Source organism: Streptomyces sp. NPDC017979 (assembly GCF_044328175.1).
Lineage (GTDB): Bacteria > Actinomycetota > Actinomycetes > Streptomycetales > Streptomycetaceae > Streptomyces.
This window is the reverse complement of sequence record NZ_JBIRGU010000001.1, coordinates 53103-74655: the sequence shown is the minus strand read 5'-3', so window position 1 is coordinate 74655 and position 21553 is coordinate 53103. Positions and strand designations below refer to the sequence as shown.

Below are 21553 nucleotides of genomic sequence, written 5' to 3'. Positions count from 1 at the left end.
GGTAGCCGGAACTCGCGTCATAGTTGGGCCGCCGGCCCCTCTCCCTCGTGACGGCACGTCACGTGGACATGAGGGAGGCAGCGAAATGACAGGTTCGGGAGCCAAGACCGCGGTGGAGTGGCTGGTGTCGGTGGCGCCGGACCCCGACGCCGCCCGCTGGGAGTGGGAGCGCAACCCGCTGGGGGTCGCCCTGCTGCCGGCGGGCCGGCGCTGGGACGTACTGATCGTCCCCGGGGACCTCGGGTACCCCACGCTCGACGTCCTGCGACGGCTCGTCGACCGGCCCGGGCCGGTCCTCACCGACTTCGGCGCCGCCCGGATGGGCTTCTTCGTGCCCCCGGGCACGGCTTCGCGCTGGGTCGGCACCGGGGTCCGCAGCGCCGGCCGGGGCACCTGGATCGTCGTCCCGTACCCCGGTCGGGTCGGCGGCGGCGGGGTCCGCTGGCTCGTCGCCCCCGACGGCTCGGGCACCCTGTCCGACCCGGCGCTGCTGGAGTTGGCGATGCACGAGGCCGCCGCGAGCCTGACCCGCCGGCAAGGGCCGCCGACGGGGGAGAACGGGGTGGGGTGATGGCCAGACCCCCGGGGGAGGGGAGCGGGCGGCGCGGTCGCACGTGCCACAGGTCTTGACAACCGTATTGGTCTGGACCAAATTGTGCCTCCCCGCTCCGCTTCCATCCCCCCACCTCTTGGAGGCAGTTGTGGTACGCACCAGAACGCGCCGAACCAGAGAACGCCTCAGCACCCTGCTCGCCGTCACCGCGGCGACCGCACTCACCCTGACCGGCCTCGTCGCCACCACCACCGACGCCCGGGCGGCCGACGCCGAACTCGCCGTCAACGGCGGCTTCGAGGCCGGCCTGACCGGCTGGAGCTGCTCGGGCGGCAGCGGCGCAGCCGTCAGCACCCCGGTCCGCACCGGCACGTCCGCGCTCAAGGCCACCCCCAGCGGCGGCGACAACGCCCGGTGCAGCCAGACCGTCACCGTCCAACCCAACTCCGCGTACACGCTCAGCGGTTGGGTCCAGGGCGGGTACGCCTACCTCGGCGTGACCGGCACCGGCACCACCGACACCGCCACCTGGACGCCCTCCGCGCCCAGTTGGCAGAAGCTGAGCACGACCTTCCGCACCGGCGCGAACACCACCTCGGTCACCCTCTACACCCACGGCTGGTACGGCACCCCCGCCTACCACGCCGACGACGTCTCCCTCTTCGGGCCCGGCGGCGGACCCGTCACGATCCCGGCCGCCCCCACCGGCCTCGCCGCGGGCTCGCCCGGCTCCACCTCCGTACCGCTGAACTGGAGCGCCGTGCCCGGCGCCACCGACTACCACGTCTACCGGGGCGCCGACCGGGTCCTGTCGACCACCGGCACCTCCGCGACCGTGACCGGCCTCGCGCCGTCCACCCCGTACTCCTTCCAGGTCACCGCCAGCAACAGCGCCGGCGAGTCACCCAAGTCGGCCGCGGTCGCCGCCACCACGACCAGCGGCGGAGGCGGTGACGGGGGCCTGCCGCCGCACGCCCTCGTCGGCTATCTGCACACCAGCTTCGCCAACGGCTCCGGCTACACCCGCCTCGCCGACGTCCCCGACTCCTGGGACGTGATCAACCTGGCCTTCGGCGAGCCGACCTCCGTCACCTCGGGCGACATCCGCTTCAGCCTCTGCCCGGCGACCGAGTGCCCGAACGTCGAGTCCGTCGCCGACTTCAAGGCCGCGATCAAGGCGAAGCAGGCCGCCGGCAAGAAGGTCCTGATCTCCATCGGCGGCCAGAACGGGCAGGTCCAACTGGCCTCCACGGGCGCCCGGGACGCCTTCGTCAGCTCCGTGTCGCGGATCATCGACGAGTACGGGCTCGACGGCCTCGACATCGACTTCGAGGGGCACTCGCTCTCCCTGAACACCGGCGACACCGACTTCCGGTCCCCGACCACCCCGGTGATCGTCAACCTGATCTCGGCGGTCAAGACCCTCAAGGCGAAGTACGGCGCGAAGTTCGTGCTCACCATGGCGCCGGAGACCTTCTTCGTCCAGCTCGGCTACCAGTTCTACGGATCGGGGCCCTGGGGCGGTCAGGACCCGCGCGCCGGCTCGTACCTGCCGGTCATCCACGCCCTGCGGGACGACCTGACCCTGCTCCACGTCCAGCACTACAACTCCGGCCCGATCATGGGCCTGGACAACCAGTACCACACCATGGGGAGCGCGGACTTCCACATCTCCATGACGGACATGATGCTCACCGGCTTCCCGGTGGCCGGCAACACCGCGCGGATGTTCCCGCCGCTGCGGCCCGAGCAGGTGGCCATCGGCATGCCGGCCTCCACGCAGGCGGGCAACGGCCACACCGCTCCGGCCGAGGTCACCAAGACGCTCGACTGCCTGACGAAGAAGGTCAACTGCGGTTCGTACCAGACGCACGGCACCTGGCCGGCGCTGCGCGGACTGATGTCCTGGTCGATCAACTGGGACCGCTTCAACCAGTTCGAGTTCTCCCGGAACTTCGACGCCTACCGCTGGAGCTGAGGCCGACAGCGGCCGGCGAGCAGAGCACCGCACAGCAGCCAACTGCCGAGCACGTCCAGCGGCCAGTGATAGCCGCGCAGCACCAGACCGATGCCCGTCGCCAGGGTCAGGACCAGGGCGGCGGGCATCGCCCAGCGCCGGGCGTGCCCCAGCAGCAGTGCGGCGCCGCCGTAGGCGACCAGCGCGGTCGCCGCGTGACCCGACGGGAAGTAGCCGGTGGCCTCGGTGAGCGGCCCCGGCCGGTCCGTGAGCGCCTTGAGGGGCACCACCAGCGCCGGTACGGCCGCCATCGCGAGCACCGCGCACAGGGCGTCGGCGCGGCGCTCCTTGCCGCCCCGCCACAGCACGTACGCCACCGCCGCGGCCAGCACCGGCAGGGCCACGCCCATGTTGCCCAGGTCGGCCAGGAGCTCGGTGAGCGGACGCGGCCCGCGGCCGACGACCGCCGACTCCACGCGCTCGTCCAGCGCACGCAGCGGTCCGTCGACGACGACTTGCCAGGTCACGACCGCGAAGAGGAAGAGCAGCCCCAGGGCGGCATACAGCCGTGCGCGGGGGTCGGAAAAGACGGATGCCGGCTGCCTCGGAACAGGGGGGACAGTTCCGAAACAGCCGGCTGGATCGGGCTGCCGCGCGCCCCGGGGGGTTTGGGGCGGGCGGCCATCCGATCCGTGAGGAGTTCCGGAGCCCGAAGCTCCGGTGCTGTGCGCAAGGGCACGACCAAGGCAGGGCTGGGGAGGCTCTGACTTGGGGTCGCCCGCAGAGTTCTGCGGGCGGGGTGTTTCTCTCATCTGCGAAAACCGTACGGCAGGGGCCAGGGCGGCGGACAGTCGGACCGCCATCCCGCCACGACTTCTTCACAGGCCCTGACGGTTGGGCAGACGGCCCCCGCGAACGGATGCGCGGAGGCCGTTTCCGGTCGGTGGACAAGCCCTGGAACGGACCGTTTTCGGCCCTTCCCGGGCCCGTTCGGGCCGGGTCCCGCTCAGATGGCGGAGAACGCCTGCTCGATGATGTCCAGGCCCTCGTTCAGCAGGTCCTCGCCGATCACCAGCGGCGGCAGGAAGCGCAGCACGTTGCCGTAGGTGCCGCAGGTGAGCACCAGCAGACCCTCGGCGTGGCACGCCTTGGCGAGCGCCGCAGCGGCGGCGGCGTCCGGCTCCTTGGTGCCGCGGTCCTTCACCAGCTCGATGGCGATCATGGCGCCCCGGCCGCGGATGTCGCCGATGGCGTCGAACTTCTCCGCCATCGCCGCCAGCCGGCCCTTCATGACCTCCTCGATGCGCCGGGCCTTGCCGTTGAGGTCCAGCTCCTTCATCGTCTCGATCGAGCCCAGCGCACCGGCGCAGGCGACCGGGTTGCCGCCGTAGGTGCCGCCGAGGCCGCCCGAGTGCGCCGCGTCCATGATCTCGGCGCGGCCCGTCACGGCGGCGAGCGGCAGCCCGCCGGCGATGCCCTTGGCGGTGGTGATCAGGTCCGGGACGATGCCCTCGTCCTCGCAGGCGAACCACTGACCGGTGCGGCAGAAGCCGGACTGGATCTCGTCCGCGACGAAGACGATGCCGTTCTCCTTGGCGAACTGCGCGATCGCCGGCAGGAAGCCCTTCGCGGGCTCGATGAAGCCGCCCTCGCCGAGCACCGGCTCGATGATGATCGCGGCGACGTTGTCGGCCCCGATCTGCTTGCTGATCTGGTCGATGGCCTGCGCGGACGCCTCGGCGCCGGCGTTCTCGGCCCCGGTCGGCCAGCGGTAGCCGTACGCCACCGGTACCCGGTACACCTCGGGCGCGAACGGGCCGAAGCCCTGCTTGTACGGCATGTTCTTCGAGGTCAGCGCCATCGTGAGGTTGGTGCGGCCGTGGTAGCCGTGGTCGAACACCACGACCGCCTGGCGCTTGGTGTAGGCGCGGGCGATCTTCACGGCGTTCTCGACGGCCTCGGCGCCGGAGTTGAAGAGCGCCGACTTCTTGGCGTGGTCGCCCGGGGTCAGCTCGGAGAGCGCCTCGGCGACCTCCACGTACCCCTCGTAGGGCGTGACCATGAAACAGGTGTGGGTGAAGTCGGCGAGCTGCGCCGACGCCCGGCGCACCACGGCCTCGGCGCTGGCGCCGACGCTGGTCACGGCGATGCCGGAGCCGAAGTCGATCAGACGGTTCCCGTCGACGTCCTCGATGATGCCGCCGCCGGCGCGGGCGGTGAAGACGGGCAGCACGGAGCCCACGCCCGCGGCGACCGCGGCCGTGCGGCGGGCCTGGAGCTCCACCGACTTCGGTCCGGGGATGGCGGTGACGATGCGGCGTTCCTGCGGGATCGCGGTCATGGGGGCTCCTGGGGACGGGGTTGGACGGTTCCTCATCGGCAGGTTAGGCGCGGGACGGGGGCACGGGCATGCGCCGATCGGGAGTGTTGGGGGCCGGCTCCTTGTCCGTGCCGGACATAGGCCGTACGGACGCACTAGATTGGCCGTGCACAAGAGGCGGGCCTGGCTGGTCAGGGGGCAGCGGTTCAGATGGAGAAGGATTCCGCGGGTACGTTCGACGCTTTCGGCGCGGGCGGCGCGCACCCCGCACCACCGGTGCCGCCCCCGCCCGTACCGCAGGGCCCCCCGCCCCTTCCGCCGGCGCCGCCGCAGGTCCCCGCGGGGGCCGTGCCCCGGCCCGCGGGCGAGTGGGCCGACGCGCCCGCGGCCCGCCCCGCCGTACCGGCCGTGCCCGGTCACGCGCCGGTGACCCGCCCCGCCGTCGTCGACTGGCTGCGCACGCCGCGCCCGCCGGCCGGTCCGGGCGTGTGGCGGCTGGGCCACGTGCCCCGCCCGGACGAGGAGCCCGACCTGGTTCCCGGCCGCCAGCTCTTCAGCGGGGCGCTGATCGCCTTCCTGGCGGGGTGGCTGCTGTGGTCCCTGCTCTGGAACGGGTACCTGGAGGGGTGGTGGATCTTCGTCGACAACTGGTGGCTGTTGCCGATGGAGTGGCTCGTCCCCGACTCCTGGAAGGTGGCGACGCACCCCCGGTTCGAGCTGTTCGTGGCCGTCACGTACCTCTACTACGGCCTGGTCATCGCCCTCATCTCGGTCGGCATGGGACGGGTGGGCAACTGGTCCGAGGTGTGGCAGCGCTTCGGCGTCCCGCTGTGGCCGCTGTTCGTCGTCGTGCCGAGCGTCTGGCGCGACATGCCGCGCGCCACGACCTGGCTCACCTGGGCGTCGAACCTCTACTACGTCCTGCTGGTGGCGTCCGTCGTGGCCGCGGTCGGCTGCGCCGGCCGGTGGCCCGCGGTGCGGCGCCGGCTGCCGGGCCGGCCGGCCGAGCCCGCCGCCCCCGAGCCCGAGGTCGACCCCGCCACCTGGCCCGAACTGCGCGGCGCCGGGCTCGGCGAGAGCGCCGAGCGGCTGACGGACGCGGCCCGCAGCGGTGCGCTCGGGGACGTGGACTACGCCCGCATCCGCCGGGCCTGGCAGCAGGTCGGCGCCCGCCCGGACCGGCTGGCGGCCTTCACCGAGACCGTACGCACCCACGGCCCCGCCGCCTGCGCCCACCCCTCCGGCCTGCGCGACCTCCCGGTGCGCAGCGCCCTCCACGACCTGGCGACCGGACAGGTGCGGATCGGGACGGCCGTCGACAGCGTGCGCAATCCCTACCCCCGCCGCACCACCGGCGTCGCGCTCGACCCCGCCCTGCTCGGCACGTCCCTGCTCGCCGTCGGGCCCTCCGGCTCCGGCAAGAGCGTGCGCCTGGTGCGGCCCGTGGTGGAGTCGTTGTGCCTGCTCGCGCTCGCCGGCCGCAGCGCCGTCGTCGCGGTCACCGCGCACGGCTCGGGGGTCGCGCCCGACGACGCCTTCGACCTCGTCATCGGCGTCGGGCGGCCCGAGGCCAGCCACGACCTGGACCTGTACGGCGGCGCGGACGACCCCGACGAGGCCGCCCGCACCCTCGCCGAAGCCCTGGTCGGCGATCTCGCGGTGACCCTCCCCGGCGGCGACAGCAGGCGCGCCGCGACCGCCCTCGCCCAGCTCATCGGCCCCTTCCGCTGCGTCCACGGCCGCTTCCCGGCCGTTCCCGAGCTGCGCGAACTGCTCGGCGGCACCCCGGCCGCGCTCGACGCGCTGCGCACCGCGCTCCAGACGCAGGCGGGGCCCGCGGCGGCCGCGCAGCTCAGGGAGTTGGACGCCCGGGAGCGACAGGCGGCGCGCGCGGACGACGTCGGGGTGCTGCTCGCGGAGCGGGTCGCCTTCCTCGACCGCCCCGCCTTCACGGACTTCTTCCGCACCGACGGCGGCGGCCGGCAGTTCTCGCTGCGGGCCATCGAGCACCCGCTACGGGTCCGCATCGACCTGCCGGAGCGCGGACACGCCGAGGCGTCGCGGATCGTGGCCCGGCTGGTGCTCGCCCAGTTCACGGAGGCGGCCCTGGCCCGCTCCGACCGCTCCCTGTTCGCCGCGCTCGTCCTGGACGACGCGGCGTACACCGTGACCGGCGACGCGGTCCGCGCCGTCCAGCGGCTGCGCTCGGCCAACGCGGGCGTCGTCCTCGCGCTGCGCACCCTGGAGGACGTGCCGGAGCCGTTGCGGGGACCGCTGCTGGGCGCGGTGGGGTGCCGGATGGCGTTCTCCGGCCTCGCGCCGTGGGACGGCAACCGCTTCGCGGAGACCTGGGGCACCGAGTGGGTGCAGACCCGGGACGTCACCAACCGTCAGATCATCTCCGACGAGCCGCTGACCAAGGCGCTGCACATGATGCGCCGGCTGGTCACCGGGCGGGCGACCACCGCCGAGGCGGTCACCGTGCGGGAGGTGGAACGGGCCCGCTGGTCGGCGTCCGACCTGGCGCACCAGGTGCCGGCGGGGCACGCGGTGCTGTCCCTGACGACCGTGCGCGGGGAGCACTCGCCGCCGGTCCTGGTCGACCTGCGGACCTGACGGCCGGCGCCCGCCGGGGGGCGCCGCCGCCCGGCCGGGACTGCTACGAGCTGGCAGAATCGAGCCAGGCCGTTCATACGGGACGGCGTGTTCCCACCCGCTCCGTCCGGTCTCCGGTGCACCGTCCGAAGGGACCACGGTCCATGCCCCCCACCCTCGCCAGCCTCGCCCAGCACTCCGCGCTCAAGCTCACCGTGCGCGCCGGCGAGGACCAACTGGAGCGACCGGTGCGCTGGGCGCACGTCAGTGAGCTGGCCGACCCCGTCCCGTACCTGGAAGGCGGCGAGCTGCTGCTCGTCACCGCCATCACCCTCCCCGTCGACGACCGGGAGGCCATGCGCCGATACGTCCGTCGGCTCAGCGGCGCGGGCGTCGTCGGGCTCGGCTTCGGCGTCGGCGTGCACCACGAAGACGTCCCCGAAGCGCTGCTGGCGGCGGCCCGCGAGGCGGACTTCCCGCTGCTGGCCGTGCCCCGCCGCACGCCCTTCCTCGCCATCAGCAAGGCGGTGTCGGCGGCCATCGCGGCCGACCAGTACCGCGCCGTGACCGCGGGCTTCGAGGCCCAGCGGGAGCTGACGCGCGCCGCGCTCGCCGAAGGCCCGGGCGCGGTGGTGGCCAAGCTCGCCGGGTACGTCGACGGCTGGGCCGCGCTGTACGACGCGTCCGGCGCGGTCGTCACCGCGTCGCCGGGGTGGGCGGCGCGCCGGGCGGCCAAGCTCGCCGTCGAGGTGGAGCGGATGCGGGAGCGGGCCGCGCCCGCCGGCGCCGTCGTCGCGGACACCGGCACCGGGGACGACCGGGTCGAGATCCAGTCGCTGGGCACCGGGCGCCGGGTCAGGGGAGCGCTCGCGGTGGGCACCGGAGCGCCGCTGGGCACCGCCGAGCGGTACGCGGTGCACTCCGCCGTCGCCCTGCTGACCCTCGCCACCGAGCGCTCCCGCTCGCTCCAGCGGGCCGAACAGCGGCTCGGCGCCGCGGTGTTGCGGATGCTGCTCGCCGGCGCCCCCGAGCACGCCCGCTCGGTCGCCGGCGAGCTGTACGGGACGCTGCTCGACGCCCCCTTCCGGCTGCTGGTCGTCGAGCCGGCGGACGGGCGGGGCGCGGCCGTCGGCGAACTCGTCGAGACGCTGGAGACGGCGGCGTCGCGGGCCGGCGAGCCCGTGCTGGTCGTGGCGGAGCCGACGGACGCACCGGAGGGCGCCGAAGGGGGCGGGGACGTCGGCCGGCTGGTGGTGCTCGCCGTCGACGGGGGGGCGGTGCTGGCCGCCTGCCGCGCCGCGTACACGGGTCGGGAGGTCGAGGACACCGACGGCCCGGCCCTCTTCGCGGGGCTGTCCTCCCCGGCCGGCCCGGCACAGGCGGCCGGTGCCCAACAGCAGGCCGAGCAGGCGCTGTCGGTGGCCCGGCGCCGCGGCCGCGCGCTCGTCGAGCACGGGGAGCTGGCCGCCGACTCGGTCCTCCCGCTGCTCGCCGACGACGCCGTGCGCGCCTTCGCTGACGGACTGCTGCGCCCGCTGTACGAGCACGACGCGACGGGCCGCGGCGACCTCGTCGCCTCCCTGCGCGCCTGGCTGTCGCGGCACGGCCAGTGGGACGCCGCCGCAGCCGACCTGGGGGTGCACCGGCACACGCTGCGCTACCGGATGCGGCGGGTGGAGGAGATCCTGGGGCGCTCGCTGGACGACCCGGACGTCCGCATGGAGCTGTGGCTGGCGCTGAAGACGACGGCGGGCCCCGCCCCCCGGTAGCCCGCCCTTCCCGGAACGGACTCCCAGGTCGACGACCGATAGCCGCCAGCCGTGCCCGAACGCGGGCAAATATCTTGGCAGCCGGGCTTGTCAGTACCTAAAGTCTCGTCGTTGCTGACGTCCGACGAGGGCCGGCCGGGTAGAAGTCCGGTCCCGTCCGGGTAGTTTCGAGAAGGATCAGATGACCCGTCCCGCCTCCTCCGTCACGGGCACCCCACAGACCCCGCAGACCCCCGCCGCCGCGTCGGGCGGCGCCCCCGCCCGTCGGATCTCCGGCGCCGTCTGGGCCGCGCTCGCCATCGTGTACGTCGTCTGGGGCTCCACCTACCTCGGCATCGCGATCACCGTCGAGACGATGCCGCCCTTCCTCTCCGCCGGCGCCCGCTTCGCCCTCGCCGGCCTGCTGCTCGCCGCCATCGTCGCCTGGCGCCAGGGCCCGGCCGCCCTCAAGGTCACCAGGGCCCAACTCGCCTCCGCCGCAACCGTCGGACTGCTCCTCCTGCTCGGCGGCAACAGCCTCGTCGTCCTCGCCGAGACCGCCATCCCCTCCGGCCTCGCCGCCCTCCTCGTCGCCATCGTGCCCGCCTGGGTCGTCGTGCTGCGCCGGGCGACCGGGGAGCGCCCGGGCGCCGGCGCGTACGCCGGCGTCGCCATCGGCCTCGCGGGCCTGGCGGTCCTCACCCTTCCCGGCCTCAGCGGCGACGTGCGCCTGTGGGGCGTGCTGATCGTCATCGGCGCCACGGTGAGCTGGTCCGTGGGCTCCTTCGTCTCCTCCCGGATACCCATGCCGGCGAACCCGTTCGCCGCCAGCGCGTACGAGATGGTCGCCGGCGGCATCGGCTGCGCCCTGGTGGGCCTGGGGCGCGGCGAACACCTCGACTTCGCCCTCTCCGAGGTCTCCACCCGCTCCTGGGTCGCCCTCGCCTACCTGGTCGTCTTCGGCTCCCTCGTCGCCTTCACCGCGTACGCCTGGCTGCTGCACTCCGCCCCGCTCTCGCTGGTGGCGACGTACGCGTACGTCAACCCGGTGGTCGCCGTACTGCTCGGCGCCCTCGTCCTGAGCGAGCCGGTGACCTGGCCGATCGCGCTCGGCGGCGGGATCGTGGTGGCCGCGGTCTGCCTGATCGTGAGCACCGAACGCCGCGGTTGAGCCGCCGCCGCCGGCTCCCGAGGGGCCCCACCCGCCAAAGCGTCGCGTACCGCACGCCGACCACTCCACCTCGGACAAACCCCCTATGCTCCCCGCGCACCTACCGTGGGAGCACGCACGCGCCACCTCTACCTCGGAAGGGTCGGGACATGACTTCCACCCACGCCTTCTGGCTCGCCGGTCGCCAGGCCACCGGCGAGACCACGTTCGACGTCACCAACTCGTGGGACGGACGCCTCGTCGGCACGGTCTCGGTGCCCACCGATGCGCAGGTCGAGGAGGCCGTCGCCGCAGCGCACGCGGTGCGGGACGAGTTCGCCGCCACCCCGGCGCACGTCCGCGCCGCCGCGCTCGACCACGTATCGCGCCGGCTCGCCGAGCGCACCGAGGAGATCGCCGCGCTGATCTCCGCCGAGAACGGCAAGCCGATCAAGTGGGCCCGCGGCGAGGTCGGCCGGGCGGTCTCGGTGTTCCGCTTCGCGGCCGAGGAGGCCCGGCGCTACAACGGCGGCGAGGCCCAGCGCCTGGACACCGACGCCGGCGGCGTCGGCCGCCTCGCGCTCACCCGCCGCGTCCCGAGGGGCGTCGTCCTCGGCATCGCGCCCTTCAACTTCCCGCTGAACCTCAGCGCGCACAAGGTCGCCCCGGCCATCGCCGTCGGCGCCCCGATCATCCTCAAGCCCGCGCCGGCCACCCCCATCTCCTCCCTGGTCCTCGGCGAACTGCTGGCCGAGACGGACCTGCCGGCCGGCTCCTGGTCCGTGCTGACGGTTCCCAACGACCGCATGCCCGCCCTCGTCCAGGACGAGCGGCTGCCGGTGATCTCCTTCACCGGCTCCGGCCCGGTCGGCTACGCGATCATGGAGTCGGTCCCGCGCAAGCACACCACCCTGGAACTGGGCGGCAACGGCGCCGCCGTCGTCCTCGGCGACTGGTCCAGCGAGGCCGACCTGGACTGGGCGGCGAGCCGGATGGCCACCTTCTCCAACTACCAGGGCGGCCAGTCCTGCATCTCCGTCCAGCGGGTGATCGCGGACGCCGCCGTGTACGACCGGCTGCTGCCCAAGCTCGTCGCGGCGGTCGAGGCGCAGGTCACCGGTGACCCCTCCGACGAGGCCACCGACGTCGGCCCGCTGGTCAGCGAGGACGCCGCCCGACGCGTCGAGTCCTGGGTGGACGAGGCCGTCGCCGCGGGCGCAGCCCTGCTCACCGGCGGCAAGCGCGACGGCGCCAGCTACGCGCCGACCGTGCTCGCGGACGTCCCCGCGGACGTCACCCTCGCCAGCGAGGAGGTCTTCGGACCGGTGCTGACCGTCACCAAGGTGGACGGCGAGGCCGCGGCCTTCGCCGCCGTCAACGACTCCAAGTACGGCCTCCAGGCCGGCGTCTTCACCCACGACGTCCAGACCGCCTTCCGCGCCCACCGCGCGCTGGAGGTGGGCGGCGTGATCATCGGCGACGTACCCTCGTACCGCGCCGACCAGATGCCGTACGGCGGGGCCAAGCAGTCCGGCGTCGGACGCGAGGGCGTCGCCTACGCGATGGACGACTACACCTACGAGCGCGTGCTGGTCCTGACCGGTCTCGCCCTCTGACCCTCGGTCCCCACCGGACCGGACGGCCGGAGCCCTACTGTGCGGGGGCTCCGGCCGTCGTCCGTTCCCGCGGCCCGGTGCGTACCTCCACCGGCGCCGGAGAGATGGTGCCGCCGCCTACCATCGGGTAGTACCAGATGAGGAGAACCGGTCGGCGGCCGCACCCCGGCCGCCCGAACGTCCGCAACCCAACCGCGGCGAGGTGGACCTCATGACCGCACCACTGGAGAAGGACCGACCCCCCAGGGTCACCGAGCGCGAGGCCCGGCAGGTCGCCGAAGCCGCTCGGGAACAGGACTGGCGCAAGCCGAGCTTCGCCAAGGAGCTCTTCCTCGGCCGCTTCCGGCTCGACCTGATCCACCCGCACCCCCTGCCGTCCGGCGAGGACGTCCGACGCGGCGAGGAGTTCCTCTCCCGGCTCCGCGCGTTCTGCGCGACCGAGGTCGACGGCGCCCTGATCGAGCGCGAGGCCCGCATCCCCGACGAGGTCGTCCGCGGCCTCAAGGAACTCGGCGCGCTCGGCATGAAGATCGACCCCAAGTACGGCGGCCTCGGCCTCACCCAGGTCTACTACAACAAGGCCCTGATGCTGATCGGCTCCGTCAGCCCGGCGATCGGGGCGCTGCTCTCGGCGCACCAGTCCATCGGCGTGCCGCAGCCGCTGAAGCTCTTCGGCACCCAGGAGCAGAAGGACGCCTTCCTGCCCCGGCTCGCCCGCACCGACATCTCCGCGTTCCTGCTGACCGAACCGGACGTGGGCTCGGACCCGGCGCGGCTGGCCACCACCGCCGTGCCCGACGGCGACGACTACGTCATCGACGGCGTCAAGCTGTGGACCACCAACGGCGTCGTCGCCGACCTGCTCGTCGTGATGGCCCGCGTCCCCGCCTCCGAAGGGCACAAGGGCGGCATCACCGCCTTCGTCGTCGAGGCGAACAGCGAGGGCGTCACCGTCGAGCACCGCAACGCCTTCATGGGCCTGCGCGGCCTGGAGAACGGCGTCACCCGCTTCCACCGGGTCCGGGTCCCGGCCGCGCACCGCATCGGCCCCGAAGGCGCCGGCCTCAAGATCGCGCTCACCACCCTGAACACGGGCCGGCTCTCGCTGCCCGCGATGTGCGTCGGCGCCGGCAAGTGGAGCCTGAAGATCGCCCGCGAGTGGGCCGCCGTGCGCGAGCAGTGGGGCCGGCCGGTCGCCCGCCACGAGGCCGTCGGCGCCAAGATCTCCTTCATCGCCGCCACCACCTTCGCCCTGGAGGCCGTGGTCGACCTCGCCTCCCAGATGGCCGACGAGGACCGCAACGACATCCGCATCGAAGCGGCCCTCGCCAAGCTCTACGGCTCCGAGATGGCCTGGCTGATGGCCGACGAACTCGTCCAGATCCGCGGCGGACGGGGCTACGAGACGGCCGCCTCGCTGGCCGAGCGCGGCGAACGGGCCGTCGCCGCCGAGCAGCTGCTCCGCGACCTGCGCATCAACCGGATCTTCGAGGGCTCCACCGAGATCATGCACCTGCTGATCGCCCGGGAGGCCGTCGACGCCCACCTCAAGGTCGCCGGCGACCTGATCGACCCGGACAAGTCCCTGGGCGACAAGGCGAAGGCAGGCGCCCAGGCCGGCGCGTTCTACGCGCGCTGGCTGCCGAAGTTGATGGCGGGACCCGGCCGGCTCCCCGGCTCGTACCAGGAGTTCCACCCCACCGGCCACGCCGACCTCGCCACCCACCTGCGGTACGTGGAGCGCGCCTCCCGCCGGCTCGCCCGCGCCACCTTCCTCGGCATGGCGCGCTGGCAGGGCCGGATGGAGACGAAACAGGGCTTCCTCGGCCGGATCGTGGACATCGGGGCCGAACTGTTCGCCATGAGCGCCGCGTGCGTGCGCGCGGAGCTGCTGCGCGCCGGCGAGGGCCACGGCCGGGAGGCGTACCAGCTCGCGGACGCCTTCTGCCGGCAGTCCCGGATCCGGGTGGAAGAACTCTTCGACCGGCTCTGGCGCAACACCGACGACCTGGACCGCAAGGTCGTCGCCAAGGTGCTCTCCGGTGCGTACGCCTGGCTGGAGGAGGGCGTCCTCGACCCCAGCGGCGACGGGCCCTGGATCGCGGACGCGGCTCCCGGCCCCGCCGAGCGGGAGAACGTCCACCGGCCGATCCGCTGAGCCCGACCGGCCGGGCACCCCGCGTGCGGCACCGGTGCCGCACGCGGGGTGCCGCGGCGGGGACGCGCTGCACCATCCGGCCGCGTTTGGGGATCCCCCGGCGCCCCGGGCGTGGCGGGCGGACACAATGGGGGGATGAGCGACCGCCCATCCCCCCTTGCCGATCCGCACGTCGTCTTCGCCCCGGACACGGGCACGGGCCCCCGGGACGTCGTCGTCCTCGGCTCCACCGGCTCCATCGGCACCCAGGCCATCGACCTCGTGCTGCGCAACCCCGACCGGTTCCGCGTCACCGCGCTGTCCGCCGCGGGCACCCGGGCCGAACTGCTGGCCGAGCAGGCGCACCGGCTGCGGGTGGCGACGGTCGCCGTGGCCCGCGAGGACACCGTGCCCGCGCTGCGCGAGGCGCTCGCCGCCCGGTACGGGACCGAGCCGCAGCCCGAGGTCCTGGCCGGCCCGGACGCCGCCACCGACCTCGCCGCCTCCGACTGCCACACCGTCCTCAACGGCATCACGGGCTCCATCGGCCTCGCCCCGACCCTCGCCGCGCTCCGCGCCGGTCGCACCCTCGCCCTCGCCAACAAGGAATCGCTCATCGTCGGCGGCCCGCTGGTGCGGGAACTGGCCGCGCTCGGGCAGATCATCCCGGTGGACTCCGAGCACGCCGCCCTCTTCCAGGCCCTCGCCGCCGGCACCCGCGCCGACGTGCGCAAGCTCGTCGTCACCGCGTCCGGCGGCCCCTTCCGCGGCCGTACGCGCGCGGAGCTCGCCGACGTCACCCCCACCGACGCCCTCGCCCACCCCACCTGGGCCATGGGCCCGGTGATCACGGTCAACAGCGCCACCCTGGTCAACAAGGGCCTGGAGGTGATCGAGGCCCATCTGCTGTACGACATCCCGTTCGACCGCATCGAGGTCGTCGTCCACCCGCAGTCCTACGTCCACTCGATGGTGGAGTTCACGGACGGCTCCACCGTCGCCCAGGCCACCCCGCCCGACATGCGCGGCCCCATCGCCATCGGCCTCGGCTGGCCCGAGCGCATCCCGGACGCGGCCCCCGCATTCGACTGGACCACCGCCTCCACCTGGGAGTTCTTCCCCCTCGACACGGTCGCCTTCCCCTCCGTCTCGCTCGCCCGGCACGTGGGCGAACTGGGCGGCACGGCCCCCGCGGTCTTCAACGCGGCGAACGAGGAGTGCGTTGACGCATTCCTGGCCGGCGGGCTGCCGTTCAACGGAATCATGGATACGGTCACGGATGTCGTCGCCGAACACGGCACCCCCGCCGGGGGAACCCTCCTCACGGTCGACGACGTTCTGGAGGCGGAGACCTGGGCGCGGGCCCGGGCCCGTGAACTGGCGGCGAAGGCCACCGCGGAGGCGCGCGCATGACGATGTTGTTGACGGTGCTGGGCATCGTGATGTTCGCCGTCGGGCTGCTGTTCTCCATCGCCTGGCACGAACTGGGCCACTTCACCACCGCCCGGATGTTCGGCATCCGCGTGCCGCAGTTCATGGTCGGCTTCGGCCCGACCCTGTGGTCCCGGAAGAAGGGCGAGACGGAGTACGGCATCAAGGCCATCCCGCTCGGCGGCTACATCCGCATGATCGGGATGTTCCCGCCCGGCGTGGACGGCCGGATCGAGGCCCGCTCCACCTCGCCCTGGCGCGGCATGATCGAGGACGCGCGTTCGGCGGCGTACGAGGAGTTGGAGCCCGGCGACGAGCACCGGCTCTTCTACACGCGACGGCCGTGGAAGCGGCTCATCGTGATGTTCGCCGGGCCGTTCATGAACCTGGTCCTCGCCGTGGCGATCTTCCTCGGGGTGGCGATGAGCTTCGGCTTCTCCACCCAGACCACCGAGGTCGCCGGCGTCCAGCAGTGCGTGATCGCCCAGAGCGACAACCGGGACACCTGCGTCGCGAGCGACCCGGTCTCGCCGGCCAAGGCGGCCGGGCTCCAGGAGGGCGACAAGATCGTCGCCTTCGACGGCAAGCCCGTCGAGGACTGGTCCACCCTCTCCGACCGCATCCGCGACACCATCGGCCCCGCCACCCTCACCGTCGACCGCGGCGGCCAGGAAGTCGTCCTGAACGCCAAGCTCGAAAAGAACATGGTGGCCAAGAAGGACGCGGACGGCGAGGTCGTGCCCGGGGAGTTCGTCCCCGCCGGCTACCTCGGCTTCGCCGCCAGGACCGAGATCCTGCCGCTCTCCTTCACCGACTCCGTCGACCGCATGGGCGGCATGATCGAGAACGGCGTGGAGTCGATGGTCGCGCTGCCGTCCAAGGTCCCCGACCTGTGGAACGCGGCCTTCGGCGAGGGCGAGCGCAAGGAGGACTCCCCGGTCGGCGTCGTCGGCGCGGCCCGCATCAGCGGCGAGGTCATGACCTTGGACGCGCCCGCGCAGAACCTCTTCGCGATGTTCCTGATGCTGCTCGCGGGCTTCAACCTCTCGCTGTTCCTCTTCAACATGCTGCCGCTGCTGCCGCTGGACGGCGGGCACATGGCGGGTGCGCTGTGGGAGTCGCTGCGGCGCAAGGTGGCCCGGCTCTTCCGCCGGCCCGACCCCGGCCCCTTCGACGTGGCCAAGTTGATGCCGGTCGCGTACGTGGTCGCCGGCGTCTTCATCTGCTTCACCCTGCTCGTCCTCGTCGCCGACATCGTCAACCCCGTCAAGATCACTTAGTACGGGCCCGTCGGCACGGTCCGTGTCCGCGCGACCACGCGGACCGGACACGCTACGGCGACCGGGCGCACATGTGCTCGGTCGCCGTGACAATTGCGCACGGTTCGGGCGTGCGATGTGCTCCCTGTAACCCCTGTGACGTAATCTCGAAAACCGGAGCCCGCCGATTTCCGGGGCCACGATCCACACCTTGGGGTTGCACAGCAGATGACCGCGATTTCTCTCGGTATGCCGTCCGTTCCGACCAAGCTCGCCGACCGCCGCGTCAGCCGCAAGATCCAGGTCGGCTCCGTGGCGGTGGGCGGCGACGCCCCCGTGTCGGTCCAGTCCATGACCACCACGCGGACCTCCGACATCGGGGCCACGCTCCAGCAGATCGCGGAGCTCACCGCCTCCGGCTGCCAGATCGTGCGGGTCGCCTGCCCGACGCAGGACGACGCGGACGCGCTCGCCACCATCGCGCGCAAGTCGCAGATCCCGGTGATCGCCGACATCCACTTCCAGCCCAAGTACGTCTTCGCCGCCATCGACGCCGGCTGCGCCGCGGTCCGCGTCAACCCCGGCAACATCAAGCAGTTCGACGACAAGGTCAAGGAGATCGCGGCGGCGGCGTCCGCCTCCGCCACCCCGATCCGCATCGGCGTGAACGCCGGCTCCCTGGACCGCCGCCTGCTGGAGAAGTACGGCAAGGCCACCCCCGAAGCCCTCGTCGAGTCGGCGCTGTGGGAGGCGTCCCTCTTCGAGGAGCACGGCTTCACCGACATCAAGATCTCCGTGAAGCACAACGACCCCGTCGTGATGGTGAACGCCTACCGCCAACTCGCCGCCCAGTGCGACTACCCGCTGCACCTCGGCGTCACCGAAGCGGGCCCCGCCTTCCAGGGCACGATCAAGTCCGCCGTCGCCTTCGGCGCGCTGCTGAGCGAGGGCATCGGCGACACCATCCGGGTCTCCCTCTCCGCGCCGCCCGCCGAAGAGGTCAAGGTCGGCATCCAGATCCTGGAGTCGCTCAACCTCCGCCAGCGCCGGCTGGAGATCGTCTCCTGCCCGTCCTGCGGCCGGGCGCAGGTCGACGTCTACAAGCTCGCGGACGAGGTCACCGCCGGCCTGGAGGGCATGGAGGTCCCGCTGCGCGTCGCCGTGATGGGCTGCGTGGTGAACGGCCCCGGCGAGGCCCGCGAGGCCGACCTCGGCGTCGCGTCCGGCAACGGCAAGGGCCAGATCTTCGTCAAGGGCGAGGTCATCAAGACCGTCCCCGAGTCGAAGATCGTGGAGACCCTCATCGACGAGGCGATGAAGATCGCCGAGCAGATGGAGAAGGACGGCGTCGCCTCCGGCGAGCCCTCCGTCTCGATCGGCGTCTGACGCCTCCGCCCGCGCCGTACGGACCCCCGGCCCCCTCGTTCCCGGGAACGAGGGGGCCGTATCCATCGCTCGGCACCCGGCACGGACGCCGGGTACAGTGCGGAGATCAGCAGACCGTACGGTGAGGCCCCCCACGTGTTGACGCAGACCACCACCCGGGTCCTCGAACCCGGCGACCTCGGCGCCGCGCTCGCGGTGCTGGAGAGCGAGCCCGTGGCGAATGCTTTCGTCACCTCCCGGGTCCAGGTCGCCGGGCTCGACCCCTGGCGCCTCGGCGGCGAGATGTGGGGCTGGTACGCGGACGGAAGGCTCCGCTCGCTCTGCTACTCCGGCGCCAACCTGGTGCCGGTCTGCGCCACCCCCGAGGCCGTGCGCGCCTTCGCCGACCGGGCCCGCAGGACCGGCCGCCGCTGCTCCTCGATCGTCGGCCCGGCCGAGCCCACCGCCCAGCTGTGGCGGCTGCTGGAGCCGAGCTGGGGCCCCGCCCGGGACGTGCGCCCCCGCCAGCCGCTGATGGTGGCCGACGGCCCCTCCGCCGACGTCGAGCCCGACCCGTACGTACGGCGCATCCGCAAGGACGAGATGGACGTGATCATGCCCGCGTGCGTGGCCATGTTCACCGAGGAGGTCGGCGTCTCGCCCATGGCCGGCGACGGCGGACTGCTCTACCAGGCCCGGGTCGCCGAACTCGTCGGCTCCGGCCGCTCCTTCGCCCGGATCGAGGACGGCCGGGTCGTCTTCAAGGCCGAGATCGGCGCCGCCACCACCCAGGCGTGCCAGATCCAGGGCGTCTGGGTGGACCCCGAGTTCCGCGGCCGACGCCTCTCCGAGGTCGGCATGGCCGCCGTGCTGCGCTACGCCCTCGCCGACGTCGCGCCCGTCGTGAGCCTCTACGTCAACGACTACAACACCCCCGCCCGGGCCTCCTACCGCCGCGTCGGCTTCCGCGAGGTGGGCGCGTTCATGAGCGTCCTGTTCTGAACCGCCCCGCCCCGTGCTCCGCGGCGCGGACCGGCCGTTCGGGGCCGGCGCCCCGGCCAGTAGGGTGCGCCCATGGCATCAGTCCCCGGCGGCCCGGCCCAGTTCCCCCACGTCACGGTCGCCACCGTCGACCTCGCCTCCCGGCTCGACGAAGCGCTCATGGTGCAGGCCCTCGCCTTCGGCCTCACCCAGGGCGAGATCGACGTACGGCGCCACATCGTCCACCGCCACCTCCAGCAGCCGGGCGCCCGCGCGCTCGGCGCGCTCACCGACACCGACCGCCTCGTCGGCTTCGTCTACGGGATGCCCAACGACCGCAGCCACTGGTGGTCCACCGTCGTCGAACCCCATCTGCGCCGCACCGGCACCGAGGAGTGGCTCGACGACGCGTTCGTCATCACCGAACTGCACGTCCACCCCCGCTTCCAGGGGCGCGGCATCGGCCGCGCGCTGATCACCACGATCACCGACGCCGCCGTCGAGCCCCGGTCCATCCTCTCCGCCATCGACACCGAGTCCCCCGCCCGCGGCCTGTACCGGAGCCTGGGTTACGCCGACCTCGCCCGCCAGGTCCACTTCCCGAGCGCCCCCCGCCCCTACGCCGTGATGGGCGCCCCGCTGCCGCTGCTGCGCGGCAACTGATTACCGCCCCCCGCCGCCAGGGGGCTAACCTCCTGCACACCACCTTCAGGTTCTTCACGCAGGAGATTCCCCATGGCAGCCCAGGTCCAGCGCATGTCCCGTCTGATGGTCAAGACACTGCGCGACGACCCGGCGGACGCGGAGACGCTCAGCCACAAGCTGCTGGTCCGCGCCGGTTACGTACGCCGCAACGCGGCCGGCATCTGGTCCTGGCTGCCGCTGGGCAAGCAGGTGCTGGAGAACATCACCCGCGTGGTGCGCGAGGAGATGGACGCCATCGGCGCCCAGGAGGTGACGCTGCCCGCGCTGCTGCCCAAGGAGCCGTACGAGGCGTCCGGCCGCTGGGACGAGTACGGCGCCGAGCTGTTCCGCCTCAAGGACCGCAAGGGCGGGGACTACCTCCTCGGCCCCACCCACGAGGAGATCTTCACCCTCCTCGTCAAGGACCAGTGCACGTCCTACAAGGACCTGCCGGTGATCCTCTACCAGATCCAGACGAAGTACCGCGACGAGGCCCGCCCCCGGTCGGGCATCCTGCGCAGCCGCGAGTTCCTGATGAAGGACTCGTACTCCTTCGACACCACGGACGAGGGTCTGGCGCAGTCGTACGCGCTGCACCGCGAGGCGTACATCCGGATCTTCGAGCGGCTGGGCCTGGACCACCGGATCGTCTCCGCCGTCTCCGGCGCCATGGGCGGCTCGGCGTCCGAGGAGTTCCTGGCGCCCGCCGCGGCCGGCGAGGACACCTTCGCCGACTGCCCCGCCTGCGACTACGCGGCGAACACCGAGGCCGTCACCTTCACCGCCGGGGTCGCCCCGGCCGGGGAGGTCGGCGCCGTCGAGGAGCTGGACACCCCCGACACCCCCACCATCGAGACCCTGGCCGCGCACCTGGGCGTGCCCGCGTCCGCCACCTTGAAGAACCTCCTCGTCAAGGTCGACGGCGAGATCGTCGCGGTCGGCGTCCCCGGTGACCGCGAGGTCGACCTGGGCAAGCTCGGCGACCACTTCGCCCCCGCCGAGGTGGAGCTGGTCACCGCCGAGGACTTCACCGGCCGCCCCGACCTGGTCCGCGGCTACGTCGGCCCGCAGGGCCTGGACAAGGTGCGCTACCTCGCCGACCCGCGGGTGGCCGCCGGCACCGCCTGGATCACCGGCGCCAACAAGGAGGGCGTGCACGCGAAGAACGTGGTCGTCGGCCGGGACTTCGAGGTCGACGCCTACCTCGACGTGGTCGTCGTCGAGGAGGGCGACCCCTGCCCCAAGTGCGGCACCGGCCTGAAGCTGGACCGCGCCATCGAGATCGGCCACATCTTCCAGCTCGGCCGCAAGTACGCCGACGCCTTCCAGCTCGACGTCCTCGGCCAGAACGGCAAGCCCGAGCGCGTCACCATGGGGTCGTACGGCGTGGGCGTCTCGCGCGCCGTGGCCGCCCTCGCCGAGCAGACCGCCGACGAGCAGGGCCTGTGCTGGCCCACCGAGATCGCCCCCGCGGACGTCCACGTCGTCGCCGCCGGCAAGGCCCTGCAGACGGAGTTCGCCCTCACGGCCGCCGAGCAGCTCGCCGCCGCCGGCCTGCGCGTCCTGGTCGACGAGCGCCCCGGCGTCTCGCCCGGCGTCAAGTTCACCGACGCCGAGCTGATCGGCGTCCCGAAGATCCTGGTCGCGGGCCGTCGCTCCGGCGACGGGATCGTCGAACTGAAGGACCGCCGCACCGGCGAGCGCGAGGAACTGCCGCTGGCGGAGGCCGTCGCCAAGCTCAGCGCCTCCTGACGCAC

15 protein-coding genes are annotated in these 21553 nt (G+C 73.1%); 13 read left to right on the top strand and 2 right to left on the bottom strand.

All coding sequences use genetic code 11. The annotated features are described in order from the left end of the window. The first annotated feature begins 85 nt into the window (after positions 1–85). The gene (locus ACH4E8_RS00300) at positions 86–571 is read left to right on the top strand and encodes a hypothetical protein (RefSeq protein ID WP_398442840.1); all 486 of its coding nucleotides are present in this window, start codon (positions 86–88) and stop codon (positions 569–571) included. 130 nt (positions 572–701) lie between these two features. After that, positions 702–2531, top strand: coding sequence for a chitinase (locus tag ACH4E8_RS00295; protein WP_398442838.1), 1830 nt, complete (start codon positions 702–704; stop codon positions 2529–2531). Here the strand turns inward: ACH4E8_RS00295 and ACH4E8_RS00290 are convergent. After that, positions 2516–3037 (bottom strand): phosphatase PAP2 family protein, encoded by a 522-nt coding sequence (locus ACH4E8_RS00290; protein WP_398442837.1) that lies wholly within the window; start codon positions 3035–3037, stop codon positions 2516–2518. The two genes, ACH4E8_RS00295 and ACH4E8_RS00290, sit on opposite strands and share 16 nt — an antisense overlap. A 479-nt stretch (positions 3038–3516) precedes the next feature. Next, positions 3517–4851 (bottom strand): 4-aminobutyrate--2-oxoglutarate transaminase, encoded by a 1335-nt coding sequence (gene gabT, locus ACH4E8_RS00285; protein ID WP_398442835.1) that lies wholly within the window; start codon positions 4849–4851, stop codon positions 3517–3519. A gap of 189 nt (positions 4852–5040) precedes the next feature. On the opposite strand from gabT, the gene ACH4E8_RS00280 reads away from it, so the two are divergent. The 11 genes from ACH4E8_RS00280 (at position 5041) to ACH4E8_RS00230 (ending at position 21548) form a co-directional block, all read left to right on the top strand. Further along, positions 5041–7446 (top strand): ATP/GTP-binding protein, encoded by a 2406-nt coding sequence (locus tag ACH4E8_RS00280; RefSeq protein WP_398442833.1) that lies wholly within the window; start codon positions 5041–5043, stop codon positions 7444–7446. A 143-nt stretch (positions 7447–7589) separates the two neighbouring features. Further along, a complete protein-coding gene (locus ACH4E8_RS00275) occupies positions 7590–9194 on the top strand; it encodes a PucR family transcriptional regulator (RefSeq protein WP_398442831.1) in 1605 nt (534 codons plus the stop codon). A 181-nt stretch (positions 9195–9375) separates the two neighbouring features. Beyond that, positions 9376–10344 carry an EamA family transporter gene (locus ACH4E8_RS00270; protein WP_398442829.1) on the top strand — a complete coding sequence of 323 codons (969 nt, stop codon included), beginning with the start codon at positions 9376–9378 and terminating at the stop codon, positions 10342–10344. 149 nt (positions 10345–10493) lie between these two features. Next, entirely contained in the window at positions 10494–11939 is a 1446-nt protein-coding gene (locus ACH4E8_RS00265) for an aldehyde dehydrogenase family protein (RefSeq protein ID WP_398442827.1), read from the top strand. Between the two features lie 211 nt (positions 11940–12150). Then, positions 12151–14097, top strand: a complete 1947-nt coding sequence (locus ACH4E8_RS00260) for an acyl-CoA dehydrogenase family protein (RefSeq protein WP_398442826.1) — start codon at positions 12151–12153, stop codon at positions 14095–14097. Positions 14098–14232: 135 nt separating this feature from the next. Then, the gene (gene dxr / locus ACH4E8_RS00255; RefSeq protein WP_398442824.1) at positions 14233–15489 is read left to right on the top strand and encodes a 1-deoxy-D-xylulose-5-phosphate reductoisomerase; all 1257 of its coding nucleotides are present in this window, start codon (positions 14233–14235) and stop codon (positions 15487–15489) included. After that, positions 15486–16787, top strand: a complete 1302-nt coding sequence (locus tag ACH4E8_RS00250) for a M50 family metallopeptidase (RefSeq protein WP_398442822.1) — start codon at positions 15486–15488, stop codon at positions 16785–16787. The genes dxr and ACH4E8_RS00250 overlap by 4 nt, the downstream gene beginning before the upstream one ends. Positions 16788–16994: 207 nt before the next feature. Then, on the top strand, positions 16995–18152 hold the full coding sequence (gene ispG, locus ACH4E8_RS00245; protein WP_361960685.1) for a flavodoxin-dependent (E)-4-hydroxy-3-methylbut-2-enyl-diphosphate synthase: 1158 nt from the start codon (positions 16995–16997) through the stop codon (positions 18150–18152). Positions 18153–18287: 135 nt separating this feature from the next. Further along, positions 18288–19133, top strand: a complete 846-nt coding sequence (locus ACH4E8_RS00240) for a GNAT family N-acetyltransferase (protein ID WP_398442820.1) — start codon at positions 18288–18290, stop codon at positions 19131–19133. 72 nt (positions 19134–19205) lie between these two features. Next, complete coding sequence (locus ACH4E8_RS00235) at positions 19206–19775, top strand: GNAT family N-acetyltransferase (protein WP_398442818.1); 570 nt, start codon at positions 19206–19208, stop codon at positions 19773–19775. 72 nt (positions 19776–19847) lie between these two features. Continuing rightward, positions 19848–21548: a proline--tRNA ligase gene (locus ACH4E8_RS00230; protein ID WP_398442817.1), complete on the top strand. Its 1701-nt coding sequence runs from the start codon at positions 19848–19850 to the stop codon at positions 21546–21548. The last annotated feature ends 5 nt before the right edge of the window (positions 21549–21553 follow it).